Annotated in this window: 18 protein-coding genes; 12 read left to right on the top strand and 6 right to left on the bottom strand. The window is 65.2% G+C overall.

Annotated features, from left to right (window positions below):
* Positions 1–6 precede the first annotated feature (6 nt).
* From ACP8LP_RS07795 to ACP8LP_RS07805, 3 genes are read left to right on the top strand one after another with little or no spacing between them, the layout of a single operon-like run.
* Positions 7–762 carry an ABC transporter ATP-binding protein gene (locus ACP8LP_RS07795; protein WP_252908567.1) on the top strand — a complete coding sequence of 252 codons (756 nt, stop codon included), beginning with the start codon at positions 7–9 and terminating at the stop codon, positions 760–762.
* Complete coding sequence (locus ACP8LP_RS07800) at positions 737–1,528, top strand: ABC transporter permease (RefSeq protein ID WP_334353498.1); 792 nt, start codon at positions 737–739, stop codon at positions 1,526–1,528. Before ACP8LP_RS07795 ends, ACP8LP_RS07800 begins: the two co-directional genes overlap by 26 nt.
* A complete protein-coding gene (locus ACP8LP_RS07805) occupies positions 1,525–2,403 on the top strand; it encodes a COX15/CtaA family protein (RefSeq protein WP_484483073.1) in 879 nt (292 codons plus the stop codon). Before ACP8LP_RS07800 ends, ACP8LP_RS07805 begins: the two co-directional genes overlap by 4 nt.
* A gap of 109 nt (positions 2,404–2,512) precedes the next feature.
* Here ACP8LP_RS07805 and ACP8LP_RS07810 read toward each other — a convergent pair whose 3' ends face one another.
* Together ACP8LP_RS07810 and ACP8LP_RS07815 are read right to left on the bottom strand one after the other, a co-directional pair.
* Entirely contained in the window at positions 2,513–3,799 is a 1,287-nt protein-coding gene (locus tag ACP8LP_RS07810; RefSeq protein ID WP_484484201.1) for a cytochrome P450, read from the bottom strand.
* A gap of 238 nt (positions 3,800–4,037) precedes the next feature.
* The gene (locus ACP8LP_RS07815; RefSeq protein WP_334353495.1) at positions 4,038–5,024 is read right to left on the bottom strand and encodes a heme o synthase; all 987 of its coding nucleotides are present in this window, start codon (positions 5,022–5,024) and stop codon (positions 4,038–4,040) included.
* A 261-nt stretch (positions 5,025–5,285) separates the two neighbouring features.
* Here ACP8LP_RS07815 and zwf point away from each other — a divergent pair, with 261 nt between their 5' ends.
* The 8 genes from zwf to ACP8LP_RS07855 all read left to right on the top strand — a co-directional run bounded on the left by zwf (position 5,286) and on the right by ACP8LP_RS07855 (position 18,810).
* Positions 5,286–6,860, top strand: a complete 1,575-nt coding sequence (gene zwf / locus ACP8LP_RS07820; RefSeq protein WP_083940438.1) for a glucose-6-phosphate dehydrogenase — start codon at positions 5,286–5,288, stop codon at positions 6,858–6,860.
* Between the two features lie 9 nt (positions 6,861–6,869).
* Positions 6,870–7,799: a glucose-6-phosphate dehydrogenase assembly protein OpcA gene (locus ACP8LP_RS07825; protein ID WP_484483074.1), complete on the top strand. Its 930-nt coding sequence runs from the start codon at positions 6,870–6,872 to the stop codon at positions 7,797–7,799.
* The gene (gene pgl / locus ACP8LP_RS07830) at positions 7,799–8,533 is read left to right on the top strand and encodes a 6-phosphogluconolactonase (protein ID WP_065673445.1); all 735 of its coding nucleotides are present in this window, start codon (positions 7,799–7,801) and stop codon (positions 8,531–8,533) included. The genes ACP8LP_RS07825 and pgl overlap by 1 nt, the downstream gene beginning before the upstream one ends.
* 110 nt (positions 8,534–8,643) lie before the next feature.
* A complete protein-coding gene (locus ACP8LP_RS07835) occupies positions 8,644–9,438 on the top strand; it encodes a DsbA family protein (protein ID WP_117188716.1) in 795 nt (264 codons plus the stop codon).
* A gap of 99 nt (positions 9,439–9,537) precedes the next feature.
* Positions 9,538–10,041: a DoxX family protein gene (locus ACP8LP_RS07840; protein ID WP_334353494.1), complete on the top strand. Its 504-nt coding sequence runs from the start codon at positions 9,538–9,540 to the stop codon at positions 10,039–10,041.
* An 85-nt stretch (positions 10,042–10,126) separates the two neighbouring features.
* A complete protein-coding gene (locus ACP8LP_RS07845; RefSeq protein ID WP_016665803.1) occupies positions 10,127–10,921 on the top strand; it encodes a DsbA family protein in 795 nt (264 codons plus the stop codon).
* A 110-nt stretch (positions 10,922–11,031) separates the two neighbouring features.
* Positions 11,032–13,641: a valine--tRNA ligase gene (gene valS, locus ACP8LP_RS07850; RefSeq protein ID WP_334338643.1), complete on the top strand. Its 2,610-nt coding sequence runs from the start codon at positions 11,032–11,034 to the stop codon at positions 13,639–13,641.
* Between the two features lie 279 nt (positions 13,642–13,920).
* Positions 13,921–18,810 carry an endo-alpha-N-acetylgalactosaminidase family protein gene (locus ACP8LP_RS07855; protein WP_484483075.1) on the top strand — a complete coding sequence of 1,630 codons (4,890 nt, stop codon included), beginning with the start codon at positions 13,921–13,923 and terminating at the stop codon, positions 18,808–18,810.
* A gap of 129 nt (positions 18,811–18,939) precedes the next feature.
* Here the strand turns inward: ACP8LP_RS07855 and ACP8LP_RS07860 are convergent, their stop codons facing one another.
* Complete coding sequence (locus ACP8LP_RS07860) at positions 18,940–22,215, bottom strand: S41 family peptidase (protein ID WP_334338645.1); 3,276 nt, start codon at positions 22,213–22,215, stop codon at positions 18,940–18,942.
* A gap of 49 nt (positions 22,216–22,264) precedes the next feature.
* Between ACP8LP_RS07860 and ACP8LP_RS07865 the strand changes: the two genes are divergently transcribed.
* Entirely contained in the window at positions 22,265–22,648 is a 384-nt protein-coding gene (locus ACP8LP_RS07865) for a hypothetical protein (protein WP_334338671.1), read from the top strand.
* A gap of 2 nt (positions 22,649–22,650) precedes the next feature.
* Here ACP8LP_RS07865 and clpX read toward each other — a convergent pair whose 3' ends face one another.
* The 3 genes from clpX to ACP8LP_RS07880 form a co-directional block, all read right to left on the bottom strand.
* A complete protein-coding gene (gene clpX, locus ACP8LP_RS07870; protein ID WP_334338646.1) occupies positions 22,651–23,943 on the bottom strand; it encodes an ATP-dependent Clp protease ATP-binding subunit ClpX in 1,293 nt (430 codons plus the stop codon).
* A 203-nt stretch (positions 23,944–24,146) separates the two neighbouring features.
* A complete protein-coding gene (locus tag ACP8LP_RS07875) occupies positions 24,147–24,836 on the bottom strand; it encodes an ATP-dependent Clp protease proteolytic subunit (RefSeq protein WP_016665810.1) in 690 nt (229 codons plus the stop codon).
* Positions 24,837–24,843: 7 nt separating this feature from the next.
* Positions 24,844–25,449 carry a ClpP family protease gene (locus tag ACP8LP_RS07880; RefSeq protein ID WP_002516946.1) on the bottom strand — a complete coding sequence of 202 codons (606 nt, stop codon included), beginning with the start codon at positions 25,447–25,449 and terminating at the stop codon, positions 24,844–24,846.
* Positions 25,450–25,454: the final 5 nt, after the last annotated feature.

Genomic DNA, 25,454 nt, shown 5'->3' on the forward strand with positions numbered 1-25,454 from the left:
GCCGTCGTGCCAGGAACCCCTTTGACCCCGAGTGGTGACCCTCACGCTCCGAGAGAAGCTCTGATTCTCGACGACGTGAGGGTCACCTTTGGTCGTGTCACGGCCCTCGACGGGCTGAGTCTGTCCGCCGCCACCGGCGCCATCACCGCTGTGCTGGGCCCCAATGGTGCGGGCAAGACGACGATGATGCGCTGCTGCACCTCTCTCGTCTCCCCCGACTCCGGGCGTATCGACGTCCTCGGCCACGCCCCGGGCAGCCCCGAGACCACCGCCGCCACTGGTCTCATGCCGCAAAGCGCGGGCGCCTGGAGCGGTATTCGGGCCGGTGAGCTGCTGCAGTACATGGCAGGTCTGCATGCCGACCCGATCGATCCCGATCTCCTCATCGACGCCCTGGCGATCACGCCCTTCGTGCGCACCACATACCGACGTCTCTCCGGTGGTCAGCAGCAGGCCGTCAACCTCGCTGCCGCCCTGATAGGACGTCCCCAGCTGGTCTTCCTCGATGAGCCGACGTCGGGAATGGATCCCCACGCGCGTCACCACACCTGGGACATCATCGAGCAGATGCGACACGACGGGGTCTCCGTCGTCCTCACCACCCATGCCATGGACGAGGCCCAGCGGCTGGCCGACCACGTCTGGATCGTCGATCGGGGAAAGGTCGCCGTCCACGGGACGGTGCCGGAGCTCACCGTTGAGGCGAGTCTGGAAGACGTCTTCCTGACACACACCAGTGACCGCGCGGCGGGGAGGAACTGACGTGACGACACTAGACCTTCACCCCGCACCGCAAGCGGCACCGGCGGCTGCGCGGATCCGCAATCATGCCCGTACCGAGATTCGCCTCGTGATGCGCAATGGTGAACAGCTGCTGCTGGCCCTCGTCATCCCCATCGGGATCCTCGTCGCAGGACGATTCCTCGGCGACCGAGTCGGACTGACGATGGACCTGCTGGCTCCGTCGGTCCTCGCACTAGCCATCTGGTCGACCTGCTTCACGTCCCAGGCCATCATGACCGGATTCGAACGCAGGTACGGCGTGCTGGAACGTCTGTCCGCCACTCCCCTGGGAAGATCGGGCCTGCTGGCCGGCAAGGCCATGGCTTACTCCGTCATCAGCCTGGTCCAGGTGATCCTGCTCGTCATCGTCTCCTCGACACTGGGATGGCATCCCCACGGGTCAGCTCTGGCCTGGTTGCCAGCCCTCGGGAACGTCATCCTTGCCATGCTGGCGTTCGGTTTCCTGGCCCTGGCGATGGCTGGTTCCCTCAAGGCCGAGGTCACCCTCGGGTTGGCCAATCTGGTCTACATCGTCGGTCTGGTCGCAGGCGCCATCCTGTGGCCACTGGCCGATTACCCGAAGGCCATTCGCCCCATCATCGCCGTCCTGCCAACCACTGCGCTCGGGGAGTCCCTACGAGCCTGGGGCGCCGGACAGACTCTCTGGTCGCCACTGGCAAGTCTGCTGATCTGGGCGATTCTGCTTGGCCGGCTGGCACGAAAGGTGTTCAGGTGGATCTCATGACCTCCCGAGATGGCCGTTTGTACGGCTGGTGCATCGCTGCCCTCGTCACCAACATGGGCATCATCGTCACCGGTGCGGTGGTACGCCTAACCGGTTCAGGACTGGGATGCAACACCTGGCCCCATTGCACCGCCGGGACGTTCACCCCCCATGAGGCGATGGGGATCCACTCCTACGTCGAGTTCGGCAACCGCCTGCTGACCTTCGTCCTGGTGGCGGTGGCGATCGGCCTGCTCGTCCGCTGCTACCGGGTCCGCGTCACGGCCCAGCTCATGGCCTTGGCATGGATCAACCTGGTGTCCATCGCTCTGCAGGCTGTCATTGGCGGGATCTCGGTACTCCTCAAGCTCAACCCGTTCGTCGTGGCGCTGCACCTACTGTTGTCGGTGGCGATCATCCTCGTTGACGTCAAGATGATCTGGTTGACCGGACCTCATTCGAGCGAGGCCGTCGACGGACTAACGATGGGGTTGGTGCGCGCCACCGTGGCGATGATGTGCGTCGTGATGTGGCTGGGAACAGTGGTAACCGGATCTGGTCCCAACGCCGGGGACTCCGGCTCGGCACGGACCGGGTTCGACATTGAGGCTGTGGCACGACTGCATGGCATCTCAGTGTGGATCACCGTCGCCCTGACGATCGCCTGCCTGGCCGCCGCTACCACCCGCCACCTGGCCATGATGCGTCGCTGGAGCATTGCCTTGGTGGCTGTCGAGATCTACCAGGCCATCATCGGATACTCCCAGTACTTCACCCATCTCGACCCGTGGCTGGTCATCTGGCACATGGTGGGCGTCGCGCTGTCAGCAGCGGCGGTTGGGGCCCTGTGGTGCAGCGTGCGTCCGACCCCTTCCCCGGTACTCAAGCGGTCCTGACGACTCATGACGACGGCGGGCGGGCCAAGGAGTGTTCCCTGGCCCGCCCGCCATGTTCGTCTGTGCGACTACAAGTCTGTGCCCGTCGAACGACCAAGCGTGCTCGGCGTCAGTCCTTCTGCACGCGGCCACCACTGCGCGGCCTCGTCGGCATCATCGTGGGATCGTAATCCAGGTCACCCGGATCGATGTTGATTCCCGGCTGGCACAGGGCCGAGACGGTGGCAGCCAGCTCCGTGACAGCGACCTTCTCCCCTGGGCAGCGGTGGCCGGTGGCGACGTCTCCACCACCCTGCGGGATGAAGGCCTTGATGGCCTCGGCGTCCTCGACACCCAGGAAACGCTCTGGCTTGAAGCGCAGCGGCTCCTCCCACTCGCTCGGGTCGGTGTTCGTGCCGAGTATGTCGATGATGACTCGCTGACCTTCCTTGATCTGGTGGCCTTCCCACTCAAAGTCCTCACGGGCGAAGGCCGGCAGCATCGGCACGAAGGGGCTGAGACGGCGTACTTCCTGAGCGAAGGCAATGGCGTGCTCGTTGTCCACGAGGGTTCCCGAGGTCTCCACCTCGCGAGCAATGTCCTCGCGGTACTGGGGGTAGAGGACGAGGAACCGAGCGGCGAAGGCGGCAAACCGGCTCACGGCGATCGCGGGACGGGTGGAGTTCTGCAGCTCGATTCCGGCCAGCTTGGCGTCGAGGAGTTTGCCGTCCGTGCCGCGGTAGCGAGCCCACTCGCACAGGGCCGAACCCTCGGGCGCGTTGATCTGGCCGCTGCGCTGCTTCTCGATGAGACCGGCAGCCCACTTGTCACAACGGGCACGGTTCACCCAGGCCAGCGTGTGTCCGGCAGGCATGTGACCGAATCCCTCGACGATCTGACCGAGGCGCTTGGCCCACGGGTCGAGGTCGACGTCGCTGCCGGGAACTCCGGCCCACTTGAGGACGGCACGACCGTAGGCCACCACGGTGTCGTCGTAGACGTTGCCCTCACGACGGCCCCAGGTCTCAACCATCTTGCGCATCTCGTCCTCGATGAGTGGTTTGAACCGCTCGACCTGAGCATCGTCGTAGACCACCTTGATGAAGTTGTCCTTACGAGCCTGATGCACCTCATCGTCAGTGCCGTGAATGGCTCCAGCTCCGAAGAGGGGGCCGCGCACGGGAAGAGGCATGGCCTCCTCGCGCATCATGCGCTTGGCGTTGTAAAAGAGGTCAACTCCCTTGCTGCCACGGACCAAGGTGGCCGGCTTGCCCATGAAGGTGAAATCAATGGGGCATCCGTCCCCGGCCTTACGGCCCTTCGACGCCCGCAGCCTCTCCTGGAACAAGTAGCCGTCGGCAAGCAACTTGGCTGCCTGGTCGACCTTCGTGCCCAGAGCCGATCGGATGGTTGACATGGTGGTCATAAATACTCCTCGGGTCATATGTTCACGCGCTGTCACAGCCACGTTGCTTAATCCGACGCTACCGGATGCAGTGGCACGGCGGTGCCGAAATATGCTCCTCTCGGTGGTGGCCGGAGCGAGGCTCGGATCCTGAGTGGATGCCATCACGCTCCCATGCCACGCCACCGGCCCCGACGGCTCCTGTACTCGTCGATGGCCTCGTGGGAAGGCCAATTGAGGACCTTGACCGTCACAGATGGATGAGCGGATCGATCGCAATGGCCAGGAAGAGCAGGGACAGATAGGTGTTCGACCAGTGGAACAGCCGCATCGGCTTCAACAGAGCGTCACGTAGACCAGCGTTGGCACGACGCAGCAACTGGATGGCCTCGAGGATGAAGATCGCCCCTGCGAGTACTGCGACGACGCCGTAGATCCACCCCATCTGGGCCACCGGCCACAACACCAGGGAAATCGCAACGGTGGCGACGGTGTAGACGAGAACCTGGATGGCGACCGCTGGTGCCCCCTTGACGACCGGGAGCATCGGCACACCGGCTGCTTGGTAGTCCTCACGGTAGCGGAAGGACAATGCCCAGGTGTGCGGCGGTGTCCAGAAGAAGATGATGAGGAAGAGGACGAGGGGCTCCCAGCCGAGATGTCCGGTGACGGCTGTCCAGCCGATGAGGGGCGGGAAGCATCCAGCGATACCACCCCAGATCGTGTTCTGCCAGGTACGACGTTTGAGGAGCATCGAGTAGACGAAGACGTAGAAGAGGTTGGCAACCAGAGCCAGGACGGCCGACAACCAGTTCGTGCCGAATCCCAACACGAGGGTGGCCACGACACCGAGGACCACTCCGTAGATCAAGGCACTCCGGCGCGGCACCTGATGGCGCGGCAGGGGGCGACGCCGGGTCCGGCGCATCTTCTCGTCAATGTCGGCGTCAATGACGCAGTTGAAGACGTTTGCGCTCGCCGCAGCAAGCAAACCACCAAGCATCGTCGCGACAGCCAGCTCGAGCATGGGCAACCCGTGGGACGCCAGGAACATCACTGGCAGGGTCGTCACCAGAAGCAGCTCAATGATGCGTGGCTTGGTCAAGGAGATGTAAGCACCCACGACGTCACGGGCCGACAGCCGGGTACGTTCCTGCGTCTGCTCCACCTTCGTCTCGACAGGGTCGGGACGCTGCGAGGCTGGCGCCGTCGCCACGTGCGTCGTCTGGTTGCTCACGGTGTCCTTCGAAATCGGAAGATGTGCTGAGGCCGCCTCTGGGCGTGGTACACCCGTGAGACAGGGTGTGCCGCGAAAGGTCGTCCTCACAATTTTAGGCTCTCCTGCCCCGGATGTCCTCATCGTCGAGTGCGGCAACGGGACATGTCCGTCCGCCTGTCGCTGAACACGGTAACCAGCCGGACAGCTCGACCGACTACCGTTGGGCTGGTGGAACCTCAGTTCCGCAACATGACAACCGGTTTCGGAAGGACGGGTGAGGTGGCGGGTCGAGACGCTTCAGGAAGCACCACCAGAGCGACCAGTAGGCTGCGCGGCGATCGCATCAATCCGTTACGCGATCCAGCCGACCGCAGGTTGCCCCGCGTGGCAGGCCCGTGCGTCTTGGTGATGTTCGGTGTCACCGGCGACCTCTCACGCAAGAAGCTCATGCCGGCCGTGTACGACCTGGCCAACCGCGGCCTGCTACCACCAGGGTTCGGGCTGGTGGGATTCGCCCGACGCGACTGGGAGGACGAGGACTTCGCCAAGGTCGTTCATGACGCGGTGGCCGAGCACGCTCGTACCCCCTTCCGCGAGGAGGTGTGGGAACAACTGCTCGAGGGAATCCGGTTCGTTCGCGGCGAATTCGACGACAACGAAGCCTTCGAGCGACTGGCAGGCACGATCCGCGAACTCGACGAGGAACGCGGAACGGGCGGCAACCATGCCTTCTACCTGTCGATCCCGCCGAAGTCCTTCGAGTCCGTGGTGAGCCAGCTCAAGCGCCACGGCATGACCGGCCACGACTCCTCCCATTGGAGCAGGGTCGTCATCGAGAAGCCCTTCGGCCATGACCTGGAAAGCGCGCGAGACCTCGACGAGATCGTCGGAAGCGCGTTCAGCCCGGAGTCGGTCTTCCGCATCGACCACTACCTGGGCAAGGAAACCGTCCAGAACATCATGGCGTTCCGGTTCGCCAACCAGATTTTCGAGCCCATCTGGAACAACCATTACGTCTCCCATGTCCAGATCACCATGGCTGAGGACATCGGCATTGCGGGACGAGCGGGGTACTACGACGGCATCGGTGCTGCCCGCGACGTCATCCAGAACCACCTGCTACAGCTCATGGCCCTGACCGCCATGGAGGAGCCGACGAGCTTCGACGCCGAGCAGCTGTGTGCCGAGAAGACCAAGGTCCTGGCCGCCATCCAGCCCCCTGAAGACATGGCCACCCAGACCTGCCGCGGGCAGTACGTTGCCGGTAGTCAGGGAGGAGAACGGGTACGCGGCTACCTCGAGGAGGACGGCGTCGATCCGCACTCCCGCACCGAGACCTACGCAGCCGTCCGGCTGACCATCGACAACCGTCGGTGGGCAGGAGTACCGTTCTACCTGCGCACCGCCAAGCGGATGCCGCGACGGGTCACCGAGGTAGCCCTCAACCTGCAACGAGCCCCACACCTGCCGTTCTCCGACACCGCGGCCCTGGGTACCAACGCTGTCGTCCTGCGTATTCAGCCCGATGAAGGAGTCACCCTGCGCTTCGGCGCGAAGGTGCCGAGCACCCAGATGGAGATCCGCGACGTCACGATGGACTTCGCCTACGGATCTTCCTTCACGGAGGCAAGCCCAGAGGCTTACGAACGGCTCATCCTCGACGTCCTGCTGGGCGATCCACCGCTGTTCCCCCAGCACGAGGAGGTCGAATTGGCGTGGAAGATCCTCGATCCGGTGCTCGACTTCTGGGCAGAGTCCGACACTCCCCCGTGCGACTATCCGTCCGGCAGCTGGGGTCCGTCCGAGGCTGACGAGATGATCGCCCGGGACGGCTTCGTCTGGCGCAGACCCTGAGGAGGAGACATGATCGTCACACTCAACGACACCACCGCGTCGAAGATCGGCGCCACCATCGTGGAGGCCCGTCGCACCGTCGGGTCCGGTTCCGGATTGGTTCACACCCTCATCTGTGTCTGTGATTCCTCCGACTTCGACGCCGCTTTCGATGCTGCCCGAGACGCTGCTCGTCAGCACCCGTCGCGTCTTCTCATGGTGGTCACGACCCGTTCCCGCAAGGACAAGCTCGACGCCGAGGTACACGCTGGCGAGGGAACTCCCGGCGAGGTCATCGTGCTGCGGTTCTCCGGAGCCATGGCCAAGCGACCGGCCTCGGTCATCCTTCCGCTGTTGTTACCGGACTCCCCCGTCATCGCCTGGTGGCCCTTCTCGGGTCCCGACGATCTCGCCGCTGATCCCATCGGGGCCCTGGCTGACCGCCGCATCACTGATTCGGCCGCTGACAAGGATCCCTGCAGGACGCTGGCACGACGTGCCGCCCATCTGTCGCCAGGCGATTCTGACCTCTGCTGGCCTCGCACGACGGGATGGCGGGCGCTGGCTGCCGCTGCTCTGGATCAGCATCCCGCCACCGTCAGGGCTGCCCGGGTGGAATCGGCCGTCGATAACGCACCGGCCATGCTGCTGACAGCCTGGTTGGGGCTCCGGCTCGGTGTTCCGGTGGAGAGGGTGTCCACGGATGCCCCCGGAATCTCGGCCATCGTCATGTCGACCTCCGGCGGCGACATCGAGATTCGACGCCGCAGCGGTCGGTATGCCGTCTACCGGATACCGGGTGAACCTGCTCGTGGTGTGGCCCTGGACCGCCGGGAGGTCCAGATGCTCATCGGCGAGGAGCTTCGCCGCCTGGATTCCGATGAGGTCTTCACCGCTGTCATGGCTGAGGTTCACGACGGAGCCGGCCGTGTCTCGTCGACGGGTGAGGGGGATGAATGATGACGAACCGACGACTCATGCGATACCGGTCCGCCCAAGGACTGGCTGAAGGCGTTGCCCACCGCCTCGTCCAGACCATCGTCAAGGTGCAGGCCGACCAGGAACGTATCGACCTGTGCCTGACCGGCGGACGGATCGCCAATACCGTCTATGCCGCGATGGGTGACGTCCCAGAGTGCACCCAGATCCGTCCGGACCAGTTGCACGTGTGGTGGGGTGACGATCGGTTCGTCCCCACCGGCCACCCCGACCGCAACTCCCTGCAGGCCCTGCCTCTGCTGTCGGCTGCCATCCGGCTGGACCCCTCGAAGACCCACGTCATGCCGGCTGCCGATGGCAAGGCCGATCCCGACGAGGCCGCCTACTCCTACGCCCAGGAACTCAGCGACGTGGTCTTCGACATCTGTCTGCTCGGAATGGGCCCGGACGGCCACGTCGCATCGCTCTTCCCGGGCCATCCTTCCTTCAATCCCACGACGACCGCACTGGCTGTCGGCGTCACGGATGCTCCGAAGCCCCCGCCGGACCGTCTCTCGGTGACGATGCCGGTCATCAATCGGTCGAAGCGGGTGTGGTTCCTCGTCAGCGGGTCGGAGAAGGCAGACGCCGTCGAGAAGGTCTTCGCCGGGGATGACTCCCTGCCGGCCACCTGGGCCAACGGCACGATCGAGACGAGCTGGATGGTCGACCACGACGCCTCGATCGGGTTGCCGCGGTACAACTGCTCGCTCTGACGCCGACGCCCACCTGGCTGGCCCCGCCCGGGGATGATCCCGACAGCCGCTGGGAGCGGTGGCTACCATCGAGGGTGTCAGCTGGCCATGTGTGAGAGGACCCCGGACCGATGACGAACAAGAAGACCCCGACAAGTACTTCGAGACGCGCTGCGCTGCGAGCCCAGCAGGAAGCTCAGGCAGCTGCCCAGAAGCGTCGACGGATCATCGCCGTCATCGTCGGGGTCGTCGTCGTGGCAGCCATCATCCTCGCCGTCGTCCTCGGCATCAACCACAAGTCCGACAGCAGCGCCTCGTCAACACAGATCACCCCACCCTCGGCCACCAAGACCGGTGTGTACACCCTCAACCCGGACAAGGTGAAGAAGGGCGCTCCCACCGTGACGGTCTACCAGGACTACCAGTGCCCCGGATGCAAGGCTGTTGAGGACGCGTTGGGCAAGCAGTTCAACGAGCTGTCCACCAGGGGAGAGATCAGGCTCCAGTACCACACCATGGCCTTCCTCGATCAGAACATCGAGGGTGAGAACTCTCAGCGCGCTGCTATGGCAGCCGCCGCAGCTGACGTCGTCGGTAAGTACGAGGCCTACCACGACGTCGTCTACTCCCACCAGCCCAAGAAGGAGGGCGCCGGCTACACCGATGAGCAGTTGCGCACGAAGTTCGCCGCCGAAGCCGGAATTACAAGGGAGAACCTCACCAAGTTCCAGCACATCTATGACACCCGTCAGACCGAGCAGTTCGTCACCGAGGCCAACGACAACGGTCTTCGCAAGATGCAAGATCTCGATGCTGATAGCACCCCGGCCTTCGCGGTTAACGACAAGCTGTGGGAGGGGTGGAAGCAGCTCGGCAACAACACCACTCCCGACGAGCTCCTCAAGGCCATTGACGCGGCCAAGTGATCTCGGCGCCAATGCGGACATCTGATCGCCCACGCCGACGGCAATTCGCCGTCCGCAGGGCGGATGACCCACAGATCGCGGCCGGGGAACCCAACTAGGATGGCAGCCATGGATTCTCAGCCGTCGTCGCGATCCGCCAAGGTCCGTGACTGGGTGGGCTTTCTGGCCCGGATCATCCTCGGTGGCACCCTCCTGGTGGCCGGAATCATCAAGGCGACCGACATCGACTCGACCACCTGGTCCGTACGCGCCTACCAGATCGTTCCGTGGGACTTCGCCCCGGTCGTCGGCTGGGCGATGCCAATTCTGGAGATCATCGTCGGTCTGATGCTTGTGTTCGGCATTGCGACGCGGTGGTCCGGCCTGCTCGGGACCCTGGCCATGGTCGTCTTCATCATCGGTATCTCGTCGGTGTGGGCTCGCCACATCTCCCTGGACTGCGGTTGCTTCGGAAACGGTGGGCCCGTCGAACGCAGCTGGGCCCACACCCAGCGCACCTATGCCCTGGACATCCTGCGTGATCTCGGCCTTGCGCTGTGCGGCGTCTGGCTGGTCGTGCGCCCCCGCACCGCCCTGTGCGTGGACCGCTGGATCAACAGCTGATACGCGAGCGGGATACGGCGGTGGTTGACCGACCGGCTACCATCATGTGCGACACATCATTGATTGCATGAGGGGACCTCAACCGATGGCTGACAAGAAGTCAACCGCCAGCACCTCGAAGCGGGATGCCCTGCGCGCCCAGCAAGAGGCCCAGGAATCAGCGAAGAAACGTCGTCGGATCATCGGCGTCATTGCTGGAGTCGTCATTGTGGCGGCCGTCGTCGTCGCTGTCGTCCTTGGGCTCAACCACAAGTCCGACGACGTGCCGACCACCGGCCAGATCACTCCTCCCTCAGCCACCAAGGACGGCGTCTACACCTTGAACAAGGACAAGGCGAAGGGCGGCGTTCCGACGGTGACGGTCTTCCAGGACTACCAGTGCCCGGCCTGCAAGGGAGCCGAGGATCTGCTCGGCAAGCCGCTCAATGATCTGTCCTCCAAGGGCGAGATCAAGCTGCAGTACCACACCCTGACCTTCCTGGATCGCAACCTGCGCAACGACTCCTCGTCCCGCGCCGCGATGGCGGCGGCTGCGGCCGATGTCGTCGGTAAGTACGAGGCCTACCACGACGTCGTCTACTCCCATCAGCCCAAGGAGGAGGGCGCCGGCTACACCGATGAGCAGCTGCGCAAGGAATTCGCCTCTGAGGCCGGGATCACTGGCAAGGATCTGACGACCTTCCAGCGGGTCTACGACAACAAGCAGACCGAGCAATTCGTCAAGAATGGCAATGACCAGGGTCTTCAGGAGCTACAGAAGTTCGGCAGCGCTGGTACCCCGACCTTCCTCGTTGACGGCAAGCCGTGGGAGGGCTGGGGAGATTTCCAGGCCGTCCCCTCTGCCGACGAACTCCTCAAGGCCATCAAGAAGGCCCACTGATTGTGACCGGCCGCTGGCTCCCAGCGGCCTGTTGATCAACCCAAATCCGGGCGGTTGGCGAACGCCGCTCGCCTGGCAACCTGTCCGAGTCGAACATTAGAGTTTGGAACATGACCTCACAGACCTCTGCGCCCTCATCCGCTACGTCCCCGGCGCGTGGCGTCGTACCTGACAAGCCGGTCCTCGAGGGCCTCGAGGACAAGTGGGGTCAGGTCTGGGAGGACCAGCAGCTTTACGCCTTCGCCGCCACCTCGGTGGACTCCCGTGACCAGGTGTTCTCGATCGACACCCCGCCTCCCACCGTCTCGGGACACCTGCACCCGGGGCACGTCTTCTCCTACACCCACACCGACACCGTCGCCCGCTACCAGCGGATGCGCGGTAAGAAGGTCTTCTACCCGATGGGTTGGGACGACAACGGTCTTCCGACCGAGCGACGCGTACAGAACTACTACGGTGTGCGCTGCGATCCCTCGCTCCCCTATGACCCGGACTTCACTCCGCCGGCCAAGCCCGACCCCAAGCACCAGGTCGCGATCAGCCGTCGGAACTTCGTCGAGCTGTGCGTCGAGCTGACTGCCGTCGACGAGAAGACCTTCCAGGACCTGTGGCGTTCGGTCGGCCTGTCGGTAGACTGGAACCAGCTCTACACGACGATCTCCCCGGAGTCCCAGCGGATCGCCCAGTTGGCCTTCCTGCGCAACCTGTCGCGCGGCGAGGCGTACATGAACGACGCCCCCACCCTGTGGGACGTCACCTTCTCCACGGCCGTCGCCCAGGCCGAGCTCGAGGCCCGCGACTACCCCGGCGCCTACCATAGGCTCGCCTTCCACCGCACCGACGGTCATGGTGACGTCTTCATCGAGACGACCCGTCCGGAGTTGCTGGCCGCCTGCTGCGCCCTCATCGCTCATCCGGACGACGAGCGGTACCAGCACCTCTTCGGCACCACCGTCACCACTCCGCTGTACGGGGTCGAGGTCCCGGTCCTGGCTCACACCGCCGCCGAGATGGACAAGGGCGCCGGTATCGCCATGTGCTGTACCTTCGGTGACCTCACTGACGTCGCCTGGTGGCGCGAGCTGCAGCTGCCGACTCGTACCATCATTGGTCGCGACGGACGTGTCCTCGGTGAGACCCCGCAGTGGATCATCGACGCCGGCTCCGCCGACAGGTACGAGGCCATTGCCGGCAAAACCACCTTCACCGCCCGCAAGCTCGTCGTCGAGGCCCTGGTGGAGTCTGGCGAGATGGACGGTGAGCCCAAGCCCACCCAGCGCAAGGCGAACTTCTACGAGAAGGGCGACAAGCCGCTGGAGATCATCGGTACCCGTCAGTGGTACATCCGCAACGGCGGACGTGACGCCGATCTGCGCGAGGCACTGCTGGAGCGTGGCCAGGAACTCGAGTGGGTGCCCGAGCACATGCGTCACCGGTACGAGAACTGGGTCGAAGGCCTCAACGGCGACTGGCTCATCAGCCGTCAGCGTTTCTTCGGCGTTCCCTTCCCGGTCTGGTACCCGCTGGACGCCGACGGCGAGCCCGACTACGACCACCCGCTGTTGCCCGAGGAGTCGGCCCTGCCAGTCGACCCGGCCTCCCAGGCACCGGCCGGCTACGAGGAGTCCCAGCGTGGCGTTGCTGGCGGCTTCATCGGGGACCCGGACGTCATGGACACCTGGGCCACCTCGTCCCTGACCCCCCAAATCGTCACTGGCTGGGAGCGCGACGCCGACCTGTTCGCCAAGACCTTCCCGATGGACTTCGCGCCCGAGGCTCACGACATCATTCGTACCTGGGTGTTCTCCCGTGTGGTGCGCGCGCATCTGGAGAACGGTGTGCTGCCGTGGAAGCGTGCCGCCATCTCTGGCTTCGTCACCGACCCCGACCGTAAGAAGATGTCGAAGTCGAAGGGCAACACCGTCGTCCCGACCGAGATCATTGAGGAGTTCGGTGCCGACGCCGTGCGCTGGCGTGCTGCCATGGCCCGGCCCGGTATGGACTCCCCCTTCGACAAGGCCCAAATGAAGGTCGGACGCCGCCTGGCCATGAAGATCCTCAACGCCTCGAAGTTCGTCCTGGGCTTCGGTGAGGGTGGAGACGTCACCGCTGTGACGAACCCAGCCGACCTGGCGATGCTGTCGCAGCTGCGCACCCTGGTGGAACAGGCCACCGCCAGCTTCGAGGAGTTCAACTACACCGCCGCCCTCGAGGCCTCCGAGCAGTTCTTCTGGACCTTCTGCGACGACTACCTCGAGCTGGTCAAGGAGCGAGCCTACGACTCAGGGGACGACGACCCGACCGGGGCCACCAGCGCCCGGACAGCCCTGCTGCTGGCCCTGGACGTGCTGCTGCGGCTCTTCGCCCCATTCCTGCCGTTCGTCACCGAAGAGGTGTGGAGCTGGTGGAAGACGGGCTCGGTGCACACCTCGTCGTGGCCGCTGGCCGAGGAGCTGCCGAGCCTCGGCGACGTGGAGTTGCTCGAGGACGTCTCGGCCGCCCTCGTCGAACTGCGAGGCGTGAAATCGACTCACAAGGTGCCCATGCGCACGCCGATCCTCCACGCGACCATCACCGCTCCGGCTTCGGTCATCGCCCATCTGCAGGCGGTCGAGTCGGACCTCGCTCACGTCTCGAAGACGGAGGAGTTCACCTGGCTCGAGGGCGGCGAGGCCATCACCCTCGACGCCAAGCTGGGACAGGTACCGGCCAAACGTTGACGGATCTGGCGTCGTCCGCGGGCTCCTGCGGTCCTCGCCGTCGTCAGAAGAACCCTCCGGCACAATGCCGTACTCCGGTCACGCAGGTGACCGGAGTACGTCGGTGGTGTGCGCTATACGCGGCCCTCGAGCAGGCACATTGCCGGTGAGCGTTCTCAGCGTGAGCACTTCCCATGAGTGACTTCCTCACCCTCTGCGCACGTGTTGTACACGTGTTCATAGACTGTCCTCGGACGACTCGCATCGATGCGCTCGTCGCCACCAGAGGGAAGGACACTGATGTCACAGTCACGACGAAGGAGAGCGCTGGGCGCCGGCGTGGTCTCGGTGGGCATGGTCGCCGCCGTCGCCATCACGACAGCTCCGGCCATGGGTGCGCCTCAGTACACGCGGATCGACCAGTCGTCAATGACCGCTGTCGCGGCCGACTCGGTCGAGAACAGCGGTGAGGGCGCCAACGGCCCGATCGGACTCGTGCTCGACGGGGACGACTCGACGTACTGGCACACCCAGTGGAAGGACACGGTGGCCCCGACGCCGCACTGGTTCGTCATCAAACTCGCCGACAAGGCGGTCGACCTGGCCAGGGTCGACCTCACGCCGCGACAATCGTCGAACGGGTCGGGGCGCGTCCACGAGTACAAGCTGTTCGCCGTCAACACCCCGCAGTGCACCAAGGACTCCTTCGGCACCGCCTCCCCAGTGACCTCCGGCCAGTTCGACGGCCTCGTCGCCAACAAGGCCCAGGTGCGGTCGATCGTCCTCGACAACCCGGCCAAGGCGACCTGCGTCAAGGTGCAGTACGACTCATCCTGGGGCGGAGCGAGCGGCTCGGCGGACACGTCCCCCACCGAACAGGTCGCCTCCCTCGCCGAGTTCAACGCCTTCACCGCCTCGACCTCCTCGGCGACGCCGACCACCCCCGCGGCGTCGCTCACCCCCCAGGTGCCCAAGGGGACACTGTCGATCGGTGACGGCACCCTGTCGGTGCGTCTACGACCCGACTTCCCCCAGGTCATCGACTACTCCCTGGCCGGTCGGACCCTCGTCGGCCGATACGGCGGCGCGCTGTCGTCCATGACCATCGACGGAAAGGTTCAGAAGGTCAAGGTCAGCGCACCCACTGTCTCGGCCGACAAGCACTCGGCGAGTTATCCGGTCACCGTACCGGGACTGCGCGGCGTCCACCTCACAGCGGTCGTCTCAGTCGCCGAGGGCACCCTCACGTACAAGCTCACCGACATCGTCGACCCCGGCAAGCTCGTGCATCGCATCGCCATCCCCGGTCTCGACCTCGTGAGCCTCACCGGCGCCGACGCGAAGTCCCGGATCCTCGCCGCCGGAATCTCGGTGAGCCGCGACACCTCCGGTGACAAAGTCATCGACGTGGCGAAGGCGAGCCCCGGAACCGGCAGCGCGTGGATGGTCACGGTCAACAGCTCCACCTTGGCAGCAGGCTTCGAGACCAACGCCATCGGCGACAACACCGTGCCTCACGGTGGTGGCACGACCGCACGCTTCGTCCACACCGTCAAGGATGTCTCCGGTACGACGGTGGCCTCCGTCTCCCCCGCCCAGTGGACCTACCGCTCGGGTGCGGTGACGACCCATGACGACGGGTCCGGGATCGGCCCCGACGACGACCCCACCATCCAGGTCCGGCTCACCGCCGACGCCAATGCCGACGGCACCGTCGACTGGCAGGACGGCGCCATCGCCACCCGGCACATCCTCGCGCCGATCGTCGGGGCCGCCGATGTGCCGAACGACGTCATCGCGCACATTCCGTTCAACATCGTCTCCCAGGCGACCCACCCGTTCCTGCGAACCCTCGACGACGTCAAGCGGATCTCCCTGGCCACCGACGGGCTCGGCCAGCAGGTCCTGCTCAAGGGCTACCAGGCCGAGGGGCACGACTCGGCCCAAGGCGACTACGCCGGCCATTACAACGGCAAGGCCGGCGGCCTCACCGACCTGCGCACCCTGGTGAACCAGGGCAAGTCGTGGAACGCCACCTTCGGCATCCACGTCAACGCCACCGAGTCGTACTCCGAGGCCAAGGCCTTCGGGCCCGACCTGCTGCAGATGCCCCCGCAGAAAGCCTGGGGCTGGATGAACCAGGCGTACTACATGAACAGCCCCAAGGACCTGGCCACCGGTGCCGTCCTCCAGCGGCTCACGCAATTGCGCAAGGACTTCCCGGCCGACAGCAACCTCAACTGGCTGTACTGGGACGTCTACTACCCGCGCGGCTGGCAGGGTGACCGGTTCGCGGCCGAGGTGGCCAAGCAGGGGTGGCGTCAGGGCTCCGAGTGGGCCGACGCCATGCCCCGCTCGAGCACCTGGTCGCACTGGGCCAATGACGAGAACTACGGCGGGTCCAACAACAAGGGCCTCAACTCCCAGCTCATCCGGTTCGTCGAGAACTCCTACCGTGACACGTGGAATCCCGACCCCATGCTCGGCAACACCAACGTCGTCGAGTTCGAGGGCTGGACGGGCCACAACGACTACAACGCCTTCATCGCCAATGTTTGGCAGCGCAACCTGCCGACGAAGTTCATGCAGCGCTCGCCCATCGTGGGCTGGTCCAACCACGAGGTGAAGCTGGCTGACGGCACCGTCGCCACCTCACCGCTGGATTCCATCGACGGGCGGACCATACCCACCGACCGCACGATCACGACTGACGGGGCGGTCGTCTACCACGACGGCACCTATCTGCTGCCGTGGAAGGACGGCGGCTCGAACCGGCTGTACTCCTGGAACCCGTCGGGCAAGGCCACCACTTGGCAGCTGACGAAGGCCTGGGCCTCGCAGTCCAGCCTCACGCTGTTCAAGCTCACCGACACCGGCCGGGTCAAGATCGCCGACCTGCCCGTCTCGGACGGCAAGGTCACCCTACCGGCCACCGAGGCGGACACGGCGTACGTCCTGTACCCGACCTCGGCCGTCCCGGAAGCCGCCACCCCGAACTGGGGAGCCGGCAGTCACATCGCCGATCCCGGGTTCTTCTCGGGAACGACGAAGGCCTACCGGACGAGCGGGTCGGTCCACGTGACGAAGTCTGACCGGGGCAACTTCCAGGCTGAGCTCGGCACCGGGGCGTCCTCTCTGGCCCAACAGCTCACGTTGCCTGCCGGGACGTACAGCGCCTGGGCGTGGGTACAGGTCCAGCCGGGTGCCACACGTCACGTCGAGGTGTCGGTGTCCGGGTCTGATATCGCTCCTGCCGGTCACCAGGGCGGGCGCAAGGGTGAGGCGGTGACGTCGATCGGCGCCTCAACGGCGCCCAACGCGACCGCCTCCGACGAGAAGGTCGGCACGTACTTCCAGCGGGTGCCGGTACGCTTCTCCACGAACGGGGCGCCCGCGACCCTCACGGTGCGTGCGGGCGAGGGCTCGGCGATCGTCTCTGTCGACGACCTGCGCGTCGTCCCCACCACGATTCCCAAGGATCCGGCACCAGCTGCCTCGACCGTCGTCTACGAGGACTTCGAGCACATCGACGACGGCTACGGGCCGTTCGTCACGGGGTCGGCGAATGCGAGCGGCGACGCTCGCACCCAGCTCGCCGAAAGACACGCCCCGTACTCACAGTCGGGTTGGTACGGTCTCGTCGACGATTCGGCACGCACGGCCACGCAGGGCCAGAAGTACCTCGACAACGTCCTGGACGGCCACTGGTCGCTCATGGCACACCAGGAGAATGGCGGACTCATCCTGCGCACCACCCAGAGCCTCGTCCCACTGGCCAAGGGCCACACCTATCGGGTGAGCTTCGACTACCAGACCGCCTACGACGACGACTACTCGCTGGTCGTCGGACACGACTCGGCCACCGGCGGGACGTGGAAGGCGACCACCGACCGTACCGTGCCGATCACCCGGGCTCGCGGCGCCGGGTGGCACTCGGGGAGGACCACCGGCTCGGGGACGAAGGTCTTCAGCACCGAGTTCACCGCCAGTGACAACGCCTTCCTCGGGGTCGTCAAGCAGGGCAGCAAGGTGCAGGGTGACCTGGTCATCGACCGGTTCCGGGTCGATGACCTCGGTGCGAAGCCGGTCCTCTCGGTCTCCTCGAAGGCGGTGACGTCGTCCGATCCGACGATGCGCGAGCTCACTGTCACCGGATCGCTGGCCCTGTCGCAGGGCTCCGCGACCGACGTGCGTCTGGCCCTCACTGGCCCGCGGGGATGGACGGTGACGCCTGTGACCACGGCAGCCTCGAACGTCTCGACCGGGCATGACGCCATCGCATCGTGGACGGTCAAGGTGCCGCGGAATGCGGACCCCGGCAATCTCGTGGTCAAGGCGACATGGACCCTGGCTGGCAAGGCCGGGAAAAGCACCGAGTCAATCCCGATCGACCCTGAGCACTTCCCGCTCGTGGACCCGATCGGTGGGTCGGACCTCACGCTCGTCGAGGCGAGCTCGGAGCAGACCGGGGACGCCGAGCCGGCACCGAACGGCCCGGCGGCAGCCGCCATCGACGGCGATCCGTCGACCTACTGGCACACCCAGTGGGACCCGACCGTCGACAGCTACCCGCACTCCATCGTCATCCGGCCGACCGCCTCGCTCACCACGGGGACGACCTGTCAGATCAACGCGCTGGAATACACGGCGCGGCAGAACGCCGCCAATGGCCGGGCCAAGGGGTATCAGGTGTTCGCCTCCCGCGATGCCAAGACGTGGGGCGACCCGGTGGCCTCGGGTGACTTCGCCGACGTGACGACGCCGCAGGTGGTCGAGTTCACCAAGCCGGTGCCCGGTCCGTTCGTCAAGCTCGTGGAGACCTCCTCGCAGAACGGGGCGCAGTTCGGCGGAGCCGGGGAGATTCGGCTCTCGGCGAGCTGCTCGGGGCCGGTGGCCCCGACCGTGACACCCGTGCCCACCGTGACCCCGACTCCGACAGTGGCACCCACGACGGCTCCGACGTCGGCCAAGCCGAGTGACTCGGCATCACCCAGCCACCCGGGAACGTGGGATCGCCCCGAGGCCACGAGGCACCCGGGCGAATCCGGTCGTCCGAAGGTGCCGCGGCACCCCGCCGGCAGGCCGGACACGCTGCCGCACACGGGTGCCTCCGGTGACCACGCCAGCCTGCCCCTGGCTGCGGTGGTCCTGCTGACTTCGGTCGCAGTGGTGCATTTGCCCCGACGCTAAGACGCACCGAGCGAGGTGAGCCGACGGGCGGGGTCTTCGGGCCTCGCCCGTCGGTCTTCTCATTGGCGCTTGACGTGATTCGTCCGCAGGCTCCTACGACCCCGACGTCGGAAGGATCCCGTGAGCGCGTCAGTCCTGCCGCGGCTGACCGAAGACCGGGGCCGGGAACGCAGGCGCCGTGGCGGCAGGATGCTCTCCCAGCTCGGACAGGCAGACGTCGATGGCGGCGTCGAGCTGGATGTCGCGGTCGGACTCCCAATCCTCCGGCGAGACGACGGCCTCGATGTCAGGGTCAACGCCGTGGTTCTCCACGCCCCACCCGTAGTCGCCATACCACCCGGCGTACCGCGGCTGGGTCACCGAGGTGCCGTCGACGAGGTCGAATCGTCCATCGATCCCGACGACACCTCCCCAGGAGCGTTCCCCGACGACGGTGGCGTACCCCATGGCCTGGGTGACGGCCGAGACGATGTCGCCGTCGGAGCCCGCCCACTGGTTGGTGACCATGACGATCGGTCCGCGCACCGCGTTCTGCGGATAAGTGGTAGGACTCTCGCACCAACGGCTGAAGTCCCATCCGACGACCTTGCGAGCCAGCCTCTCGACGACCAGCTGGGAGGTGTGGCCACCGTGGTTGAACCTCACGTCGGCGATGACGCCCTCATGGCTGGTCGCCTCGTTGATCTGACGGTGCAGCTCGGCCCAGCCGTCGGACACCATGTCCGGCACGTGCAGGTAACCGAGCCGTCCGCCCGAGTGTTCCTCGACATAGCGGCGACGAGACGCCACCCAGTCGTGGTAGCGCAGCGGGGCCTCGTCGGCCATCGGCACGACGGCGACCTGCCGCTGGTCCTCGCCCCGGCACATCGTCAGCTCGACGACCCGTCCGGCGGATCCCTCCAGGAGCTCGCCAAGGGTGCCGTCGACGCCAACCTTGCGGCCGTCCACCGCGACGACGACGTCACCGTCGGCCACTGCGACCCCAGCCGCCCGCAACGGGGACCAGGCGCGCGGGTCCGAGGACTCACCGGGAACGACGCGAACGACCTTGGCCCCATCGCCTTCGCTGCTGACATCAGCGCCCAGCAGACCCGCACGCATGTCGGGATCACCGGAAGCCCCCGCTGCAGAGACGTAGGAGTGCGAGGTGTTGAGCTCCGCGACGGTCTCCCACAGGATGTCGTGGAGGTCGTCGACGACATGGCACAGATCAACGAGCGGACGGTACCGATTCAGCACGCCGTCCCAGTCGACGCCGTTCATGTCCTCACGCCAGTAGTGGCTGGCCATCAGGCGGCCATTCTCGTCGAACATCTGACGCCATTCGGCACGCGGATCAATGGTTCGACGCAGCCGGGACAGGTCGACGCGAATGTACGCCGGGTCGTCGTCGTCCACCTTGTGGGAGGAGGGAACGACGATGACGTCATCCTTGTAACGCACCACCAGACGCTCCCCGTCACCGGAGACCGAGTAGGAGTCGACGTGCTCGCAGAGCTTGTCGAGATGACGGTTGACGAGGTTGTAGTGCCACAACACGTCGCTGGGGACTTCCCCGCTGACACCGGCACGAGTAGCTCCGAGTTCGCCACCACGATCGGCAATCTCGATCCAGACCAGGCCATCCTTGACCGCTGCCAGTCCGCGATAGGAGCCCGAGGGCACCGGGAAGGGCACCATCCTCTCCTCGAAGCCATCAGCGGTGAGGTTGCAGACGACCTCGGGAGTCTTGTCGCCGTCATTGCCAGCCTCAGCGGTGGCCTTGGCCTTGGCGTCCTGGACCTCGCTGATCTGCCATCCCTGGGAGGACGGACCGAAGGGGGACACCTCGGTGGCGCTCAGCGGAACCAACCACGGACGCTGCGTGTGTCCGAAGGACAGGTCGAAGGTCTGGCCGTCGTAGTTCGGGTCAAAGGTGCGGGCCGACAGCATGACGAGGTACTTGCCGTCGGCGGTGAAGACCGGGCATGAGTCGTCGAAGGCACCGCGAGTGAGGGCGAAGGACTCCCCCATCCCCTGTTCGTCCCAGCAACGAATCTGACCGATCATGGCGTCTCCGGAGGCAACCGGTGAACGCCACACCAGATAGCGCGAGTCCGGGGACCACACCAGACCGCTGGCCTCACCCTCCGGGGAATTCGCAATCTGGCGGACGGCACCGTCGGCCATGGTGACGATGAGGATGCGACCGTCATGGCTGACGAGGGCGACCTTCGTACCATCGGGGGCTGGTGCCATGTGCAGTACACGACCGATCTGTCCCTGCGCCACGCGATGGACATCGCCGGTGCCGTCGAGATTGGCGATCTCGAGGCAGTCCTCTCCCTCGACGTCGCTGGCCCACACCCCCTGACCAGTCTGGCCAAGAACGCGCGGTTCACGGATCCTGACCCCGTCTGCTGCCGAAAGGGCTCGAGCCGGGCCGGAGCGGTGGGTGAGGAAGTAGGCAGCTCCCCGCCACTCCAGCAGGGATCCGTCGCCGCCGTGGTCGGAGACGACGGCCTCCAGACGGTCGGTGGGGTCCAGTGGAACACGCTGGGGTGCTCCAACACCAAGATCGATCTCGAGACGCTGAGGCTCGGCGTCGAGGCCAGTCATTGCCCAGAGCGCACCGTGAGCGTGGTAGACGATCGTCCTTCCATCAGTACGAGGGTCGCGAACGTAACCCTGATCCTCGCCGTGATGGGTGTGCTGACGCAGGTCATGGCCCTGACCGTCGACCGACCAGAGCTGGGCCTGGGCGCGCGGGCAGTCGTCTTCACTCATGTCGGAACTGAAGAGGAGTCGACCGTCGACCCAGCCAACGCCGTAACGTCCAGCGGCGGCGTATCGACCGTCGTGGTCGTCGTTGCCGTCCCGCAGCACGCGCAGGAAGCTGCCCACCCCAGCAGGACGCAGCCAGATCTGGGCGGCCGTGCCACCCCGATAGCGCTTCCAGCGCGAGCAGTCTCCGGAGTTCGGGGTGACGACGGCGACAGCACCGTCCGCGTTCACGGCCAGGTCCATTCCTGGCCCGTATCCAAGACGCTCGACGTGGCCGTCCAGAGAGACCGTGTACAGCCAGGACAGACCGACGTCATTAGTCTGATGCGGAGACGAGAACACCACGTGCTCGTCGTCCTGCCATCCCACCACGAGGTTGCGAGCAGCTCCCAGCCAGGTCAGCCGACGCTGGTCGCCCGTGGCCAGGTCGATGACGAAGACTTCGGGTCGCTGACCCAGGTAAGAGGTCCACGCAATCTTCGTGCCGTTCGGACTGAAACGAGGATTACGGACCATGACGTGATCGCTGGTGAGCCGACTTGCCCGTCCTCCAAGGACGGGGACCAACCACAAGTCGTTGTCAGCAGTGAAAACCACGAGGTCACCGTGGACATCGGGGTATCGCAGATATCCGGTTGCCATAGGTGTCAGGGTACCGTCTTGTCAGGAGAGCAACAGGAGGAGTAACCCCATGGCAGGTACGCGAAAGTCCGCGAAGTCGAAGCTCGTCAAGACGGCCATGGCCGCCGGAACACCGCTGGCCAAGGATCTGTGGGATTCCATCAACACGGACGGCCGTGCCGAGGCATGGGCGAAATCAGGCTACGACAAGGCCCGTAAGTCGGCGACCTCGAAGACAGCGCTGGGACGGGTTCAGCTCACCGTGGATCGCGTGCTGGAGTATGCCGACCGCTCGCCCAGCTCCAAGGCCCAGGAATGGCGCGACGAGGCCAACGACATCGCATCCCGCATTCCGCTGGTTAAGGTGCAACGCGGCAAGGAACGCCGCAAGTCCGTCTCGAACCTGCAGAAACGGGCTGACAAGCTGCTTGCCGAAGTTCTCGACGAGCACTGAGGTCAGGCCGACAACCGTCCTCGCCCGTGCGCCAAGCTCGGTGAGGACAGGTACTGGCACTTCCCCTCCCCCTCGATGGCTTCGCGGGTCACGACAACACGGGCGACGTCATCACGGGAGGGTACGTCGAACATGACGTCCATGAGGGTCTCCTCGATGATGGCTCGCAGACCGCGAGCACCGGTCCCCCGGGCCACGGCCTTGTCGGCGATGGCTTCCAGGGCTCTGTCAGTGAAGGTCAACTCGACGCCGTCGAGTTCGAAGAGCTTCTCGAACTGACGGGTCAGGGCGTTGCGCGGTTCAGTGAGGATACGCACCAAGGCGTGGCGATCCAGCGGATGAACGGCCGTGACCATGGGCAGACGACCGATGAACTCCGGGATGAGCCCGAACTCGTGAAGGTCCTCCGGGCAGGCCAGGCTCAAGGCCTCCGGTCCTTCGATGGCGTCGCGAACTCCTGGATCGTTGTTGAACCCGAGCGGACGAGTACCGATCCGCTTCGTGATGATGTCTTCCAGACCAGCGAAGGCGCCGCCCACGATGAAGAGGATGTTGGTGGTGTCGATCTGGATGAAGTCCTGCTGGGGATGCTTGCGTCCGCCCTGGGGCGGCACCGAGGCGACCGTCCCCTCGAGGATCTTCAGCAGAGCCTGCTGGACTCCTTCACCAGAGACGTCACGAGTGATCGACGGGTTCTCCGACTTGCGAGCCACCTTGTCGATCTCGTCGATGTAGATGATTCCCCGCTCGGCACGCTTGACGTCGAAGTCAGCGGCCTGGAGCAGTTTGAGCAGGATGTTCTCGACGTCCTCACCGACGTAGCCGGCCTCGGTCAGAGCCGTGGCATCAGCCATCGCGAAGGGAACGTTGAGCTGACGAGCCATCGTCTGGGCGAGATAGGTCTTGCCGCAACCCGTCGGCCCGAGCATGAGGATATTCGACTTGCCGAGCTCCACCCCATCGTCCTCGGCGCGGCGGGCGTGCGGCACGTCGACCTCGGACTGAATTCGCTTGTAATGGTTGTAGACAGCCACCGAGAGGGTGCGCTTAGCCTCCTCCTGCCCAATCACCCACGCATCAAGGAACTCACACAGTTCACGAGGACGGGGCAACTCGTCGAGGCCACCGACCTCCTCAGAGGAGCAGAACTCCTCCTCGATGATCTCGTTGCACAGATCGATGCACTCATCACAGATGTAGACCCCGGGGCCAGCGATGAGCTTCTTGACCTGCTTCTGGCTCTTTCCGCAGAAGGAACACTTGAAGAGGTCCCCGCTCTCACCAATCCGCGCCATCCGGCTCTCCTCCTTGTCGGCAGGCCAACATCGTCACGTCCCTCCGGGCGTTCGTTCCCCGAGGTGTGCGCCGTCCACCATAGCCGTGGACGGTATCTACCCCGTCGTTGTCGCCTCCCGTGTTGGGTGACGACAAGGAACCCTGCAGTGGCCCTCGAGACTCGAGGGCCACCACACGCCGGACGAGAACTAGTCCGGCGACCTCACAGAGAGGTGAGGACGTCGTCGATCAGGCCGTACTCCTTGGCGCCCTGGGCGGTCAGGTACTTGTCGCGGTCGATGTCCTTGGACACCTGCTCGACGCTCTGACCGGTCGCATCAGCCAACATGCCCTCCATGAGCTTGCGGATGCGCTGAATCTCGTCGTCCAGGATCTCGATGTCGGTGGCCTGGCCATAGGTGGCCTGACCCATCGCCGGCTGATGGATGAGAATGGTCGAGTTCGGCAGGGACAGACGCTGCCCCTTCGCCCCCGCAGCCAGCAACACGGCCGCAGCCGAGGCTGCCATGCCCAGACAGATCGTCTGAACATCGGGACGCACGTAATTCATGGTGTCGTAGATCGCCGTCATCGCGGTGAAGGAGCCACCGGGCGAGTTGATGTACATGCTGATCTGGCGATCGGCATCCATCGACTGCAGGCACAGCAGCTGAGCCATCACGGCATTGGCGATGTCGTCGGTCACCGGGGTGCCGAGAAAGATGATGCGGTCCTCGAACAGCTTGGTGTACGGGTCGACACGACGCACGCCGTAGGAGGTGCGCTCCTCCCACTGCGGGATGTAGTAGTCGTTGCGCGGACTTGCCGGGGCCAGCCCACCAGGAGCAGCCTGCTCGGCCTGCTCGGCGTTCAAGGCGGCCAGCCGACTCCTGTCAAAGGCGTTGAATCCCATGGTCACCTCACTGATTGGGGGCGTCGCCGCGGAGCTGCGACGCGTTGCTGTAGACGTGGTCGATGAGCCCGTACTCAAGAGCCTCCTGAGCGGTGAACCAATGGTCACGGTCGGAGTCCTCGAGGATCTGCTCCAAGGTGTGGCCGGAGTGGTCGGCATTGAGCTGGGAGAGCTCCCGCTTGGTGTCCTTGAGCATCTTGGCGTTGATGGCGATCTCCGTGGCGGTACCACCGACGCCACCCAAAGGCTGATGCATGAGGATCTTGGCATGCGGCAGGGCGTACCTCTTGCCGGGGGTACCGGCAGTCAGCAGGAACTGGCCCATCGAGGCAGCCATACCCATCGTCACCGTGGCGACATCGTTGGAGATCCACTGCATGGTGTCGTAGATCGCCATTCCGCCGGTGACCGAGCCACCCGGGGAGTTGATGTACAGGTAGATGTCAGCCTCGGGATCCTCGGCGTTGAGCAGCAACATCTGGGCGCACAGCGCGTTGGCATTCTCGTCCTTGACCTCGGACCCGAGGAAGACGATGCGGTTGCGCAGCAACGACTGGTAGACGTTGTCGGTCATCCCGGCACCGCCGGTCTCGGGGCCAGCCATGGCGGGCATGCCCT

Source organism: Cutibacterium sp. LaCa_89, assembly GCF_058177555.1.

What these genes read in the sequence shown, in the direction of transcription:
- ACP8LP_RS07805 (WP_484483073.1), top strand. Translation starts at nt 1,525, where the DNA reads ATGACCTCCCGAGATGGCCGTTTGTACGGCTGGTGCATCGCTGCCCTC.
- ACP8LP_RS07810 (WP_484484201.1), bottom strand. Translation starts at nt 3,799, where the DNA reads ATGTCAACCATCCGATCGGCTCTGGGCACGAAGGTCGACCAGGCAGCC.
- ACP8LP_RS07825 (WP_484483074.1), top strand. Translation starts at nt 6,870, where the DNA reads ATGATCGTCACACTCAACGACACCACCGCGTCGAAGATCGGCGCCACC.
- pgl (WP_065673445.1), top strand. Translation starts at nt 7,799, where the DNA reads ATGACGAACCGACGACTCATGCGATACCGGTCCGCCCAAGGACTGGCT.
- ACP8LP_RS07835 (WP_117188716.1), top strand. Translation starts at nt 8,644, where the DNA reads ATGACGAACAAGAAGACCCCGACAAGTACTTCGAGACGCGCTGCGCTG.
- ACP8LP_RS07840 (WP_334353494.1), top strand. Translation starts at nt 9,538, where the DNA reads ATGGCAGCCATGGATTCTCAGCCGTCGTCGCGATCCGCCAAGGTCCGT.
- ACP8LP_RS07845 (WP_016665803.1), top strand. Translation starts at nt 10,127, where the DNA reads ATGGCTGACAAGAAGTCAACCGCCAGCACCTCGAAGCGGGATGCCCTG.
- valS (WP_334338643.1), top strand. Translation starts at nt 11,032, where the DNA reads ATGACCTCACAGACCTCTGCGCCCTCATCCGCTACGTCCCCGGCGCGT.
- ACP8LP_RS07855 (WP_484483075.1), top strand. Translation starts at nt 13,921, where the DNA reads ATGTCACAGTCACGACGAAGGAGAGCGCTGGGCGCCGGCGTGGTCTCG.
- ACP8LP_RS07860 (WP_334338645.1), bottom strand. Translation starts at nt 22,215, where the DNA reads ATGGCAACCGGATATCTGCGATACCCCGATGTCCACGGTGACCTCGTG.
- ACP8LP_RS07865 (WP_334338671.1), top strand. Translation starts at nt 22,265, where the DNA reads ATGGCAGGTACGCGAAAGTCCGCGAAGTCGAAGCTCGTCAAGACGGCC.
- clpX (WP_334338646.1), bottom strand. Translation starts at nt 23,943, where the DNA reads ATGGCGCGGATTGGTGAGAGCGGGGACCTCTTCAAGTGTTCCTTCTGC.
- ACP8LP_RS07875 (WP_016665810.1), bottom strand. Translation starts at nt 24,836, where the DNA reads ATGGGATTCAACGCCTTTGACAGGAGTCGGCTGGCCGCCTTGAACGCC.
- ACP8LP_RS07880 (WP_002516946.1), bottom strand. Translation starts at nt 25,449, where the DNA reads ATGCCCGCCATGGCTGGCCCCGAGACCGGCGGTGCCGGGATGACCGAC.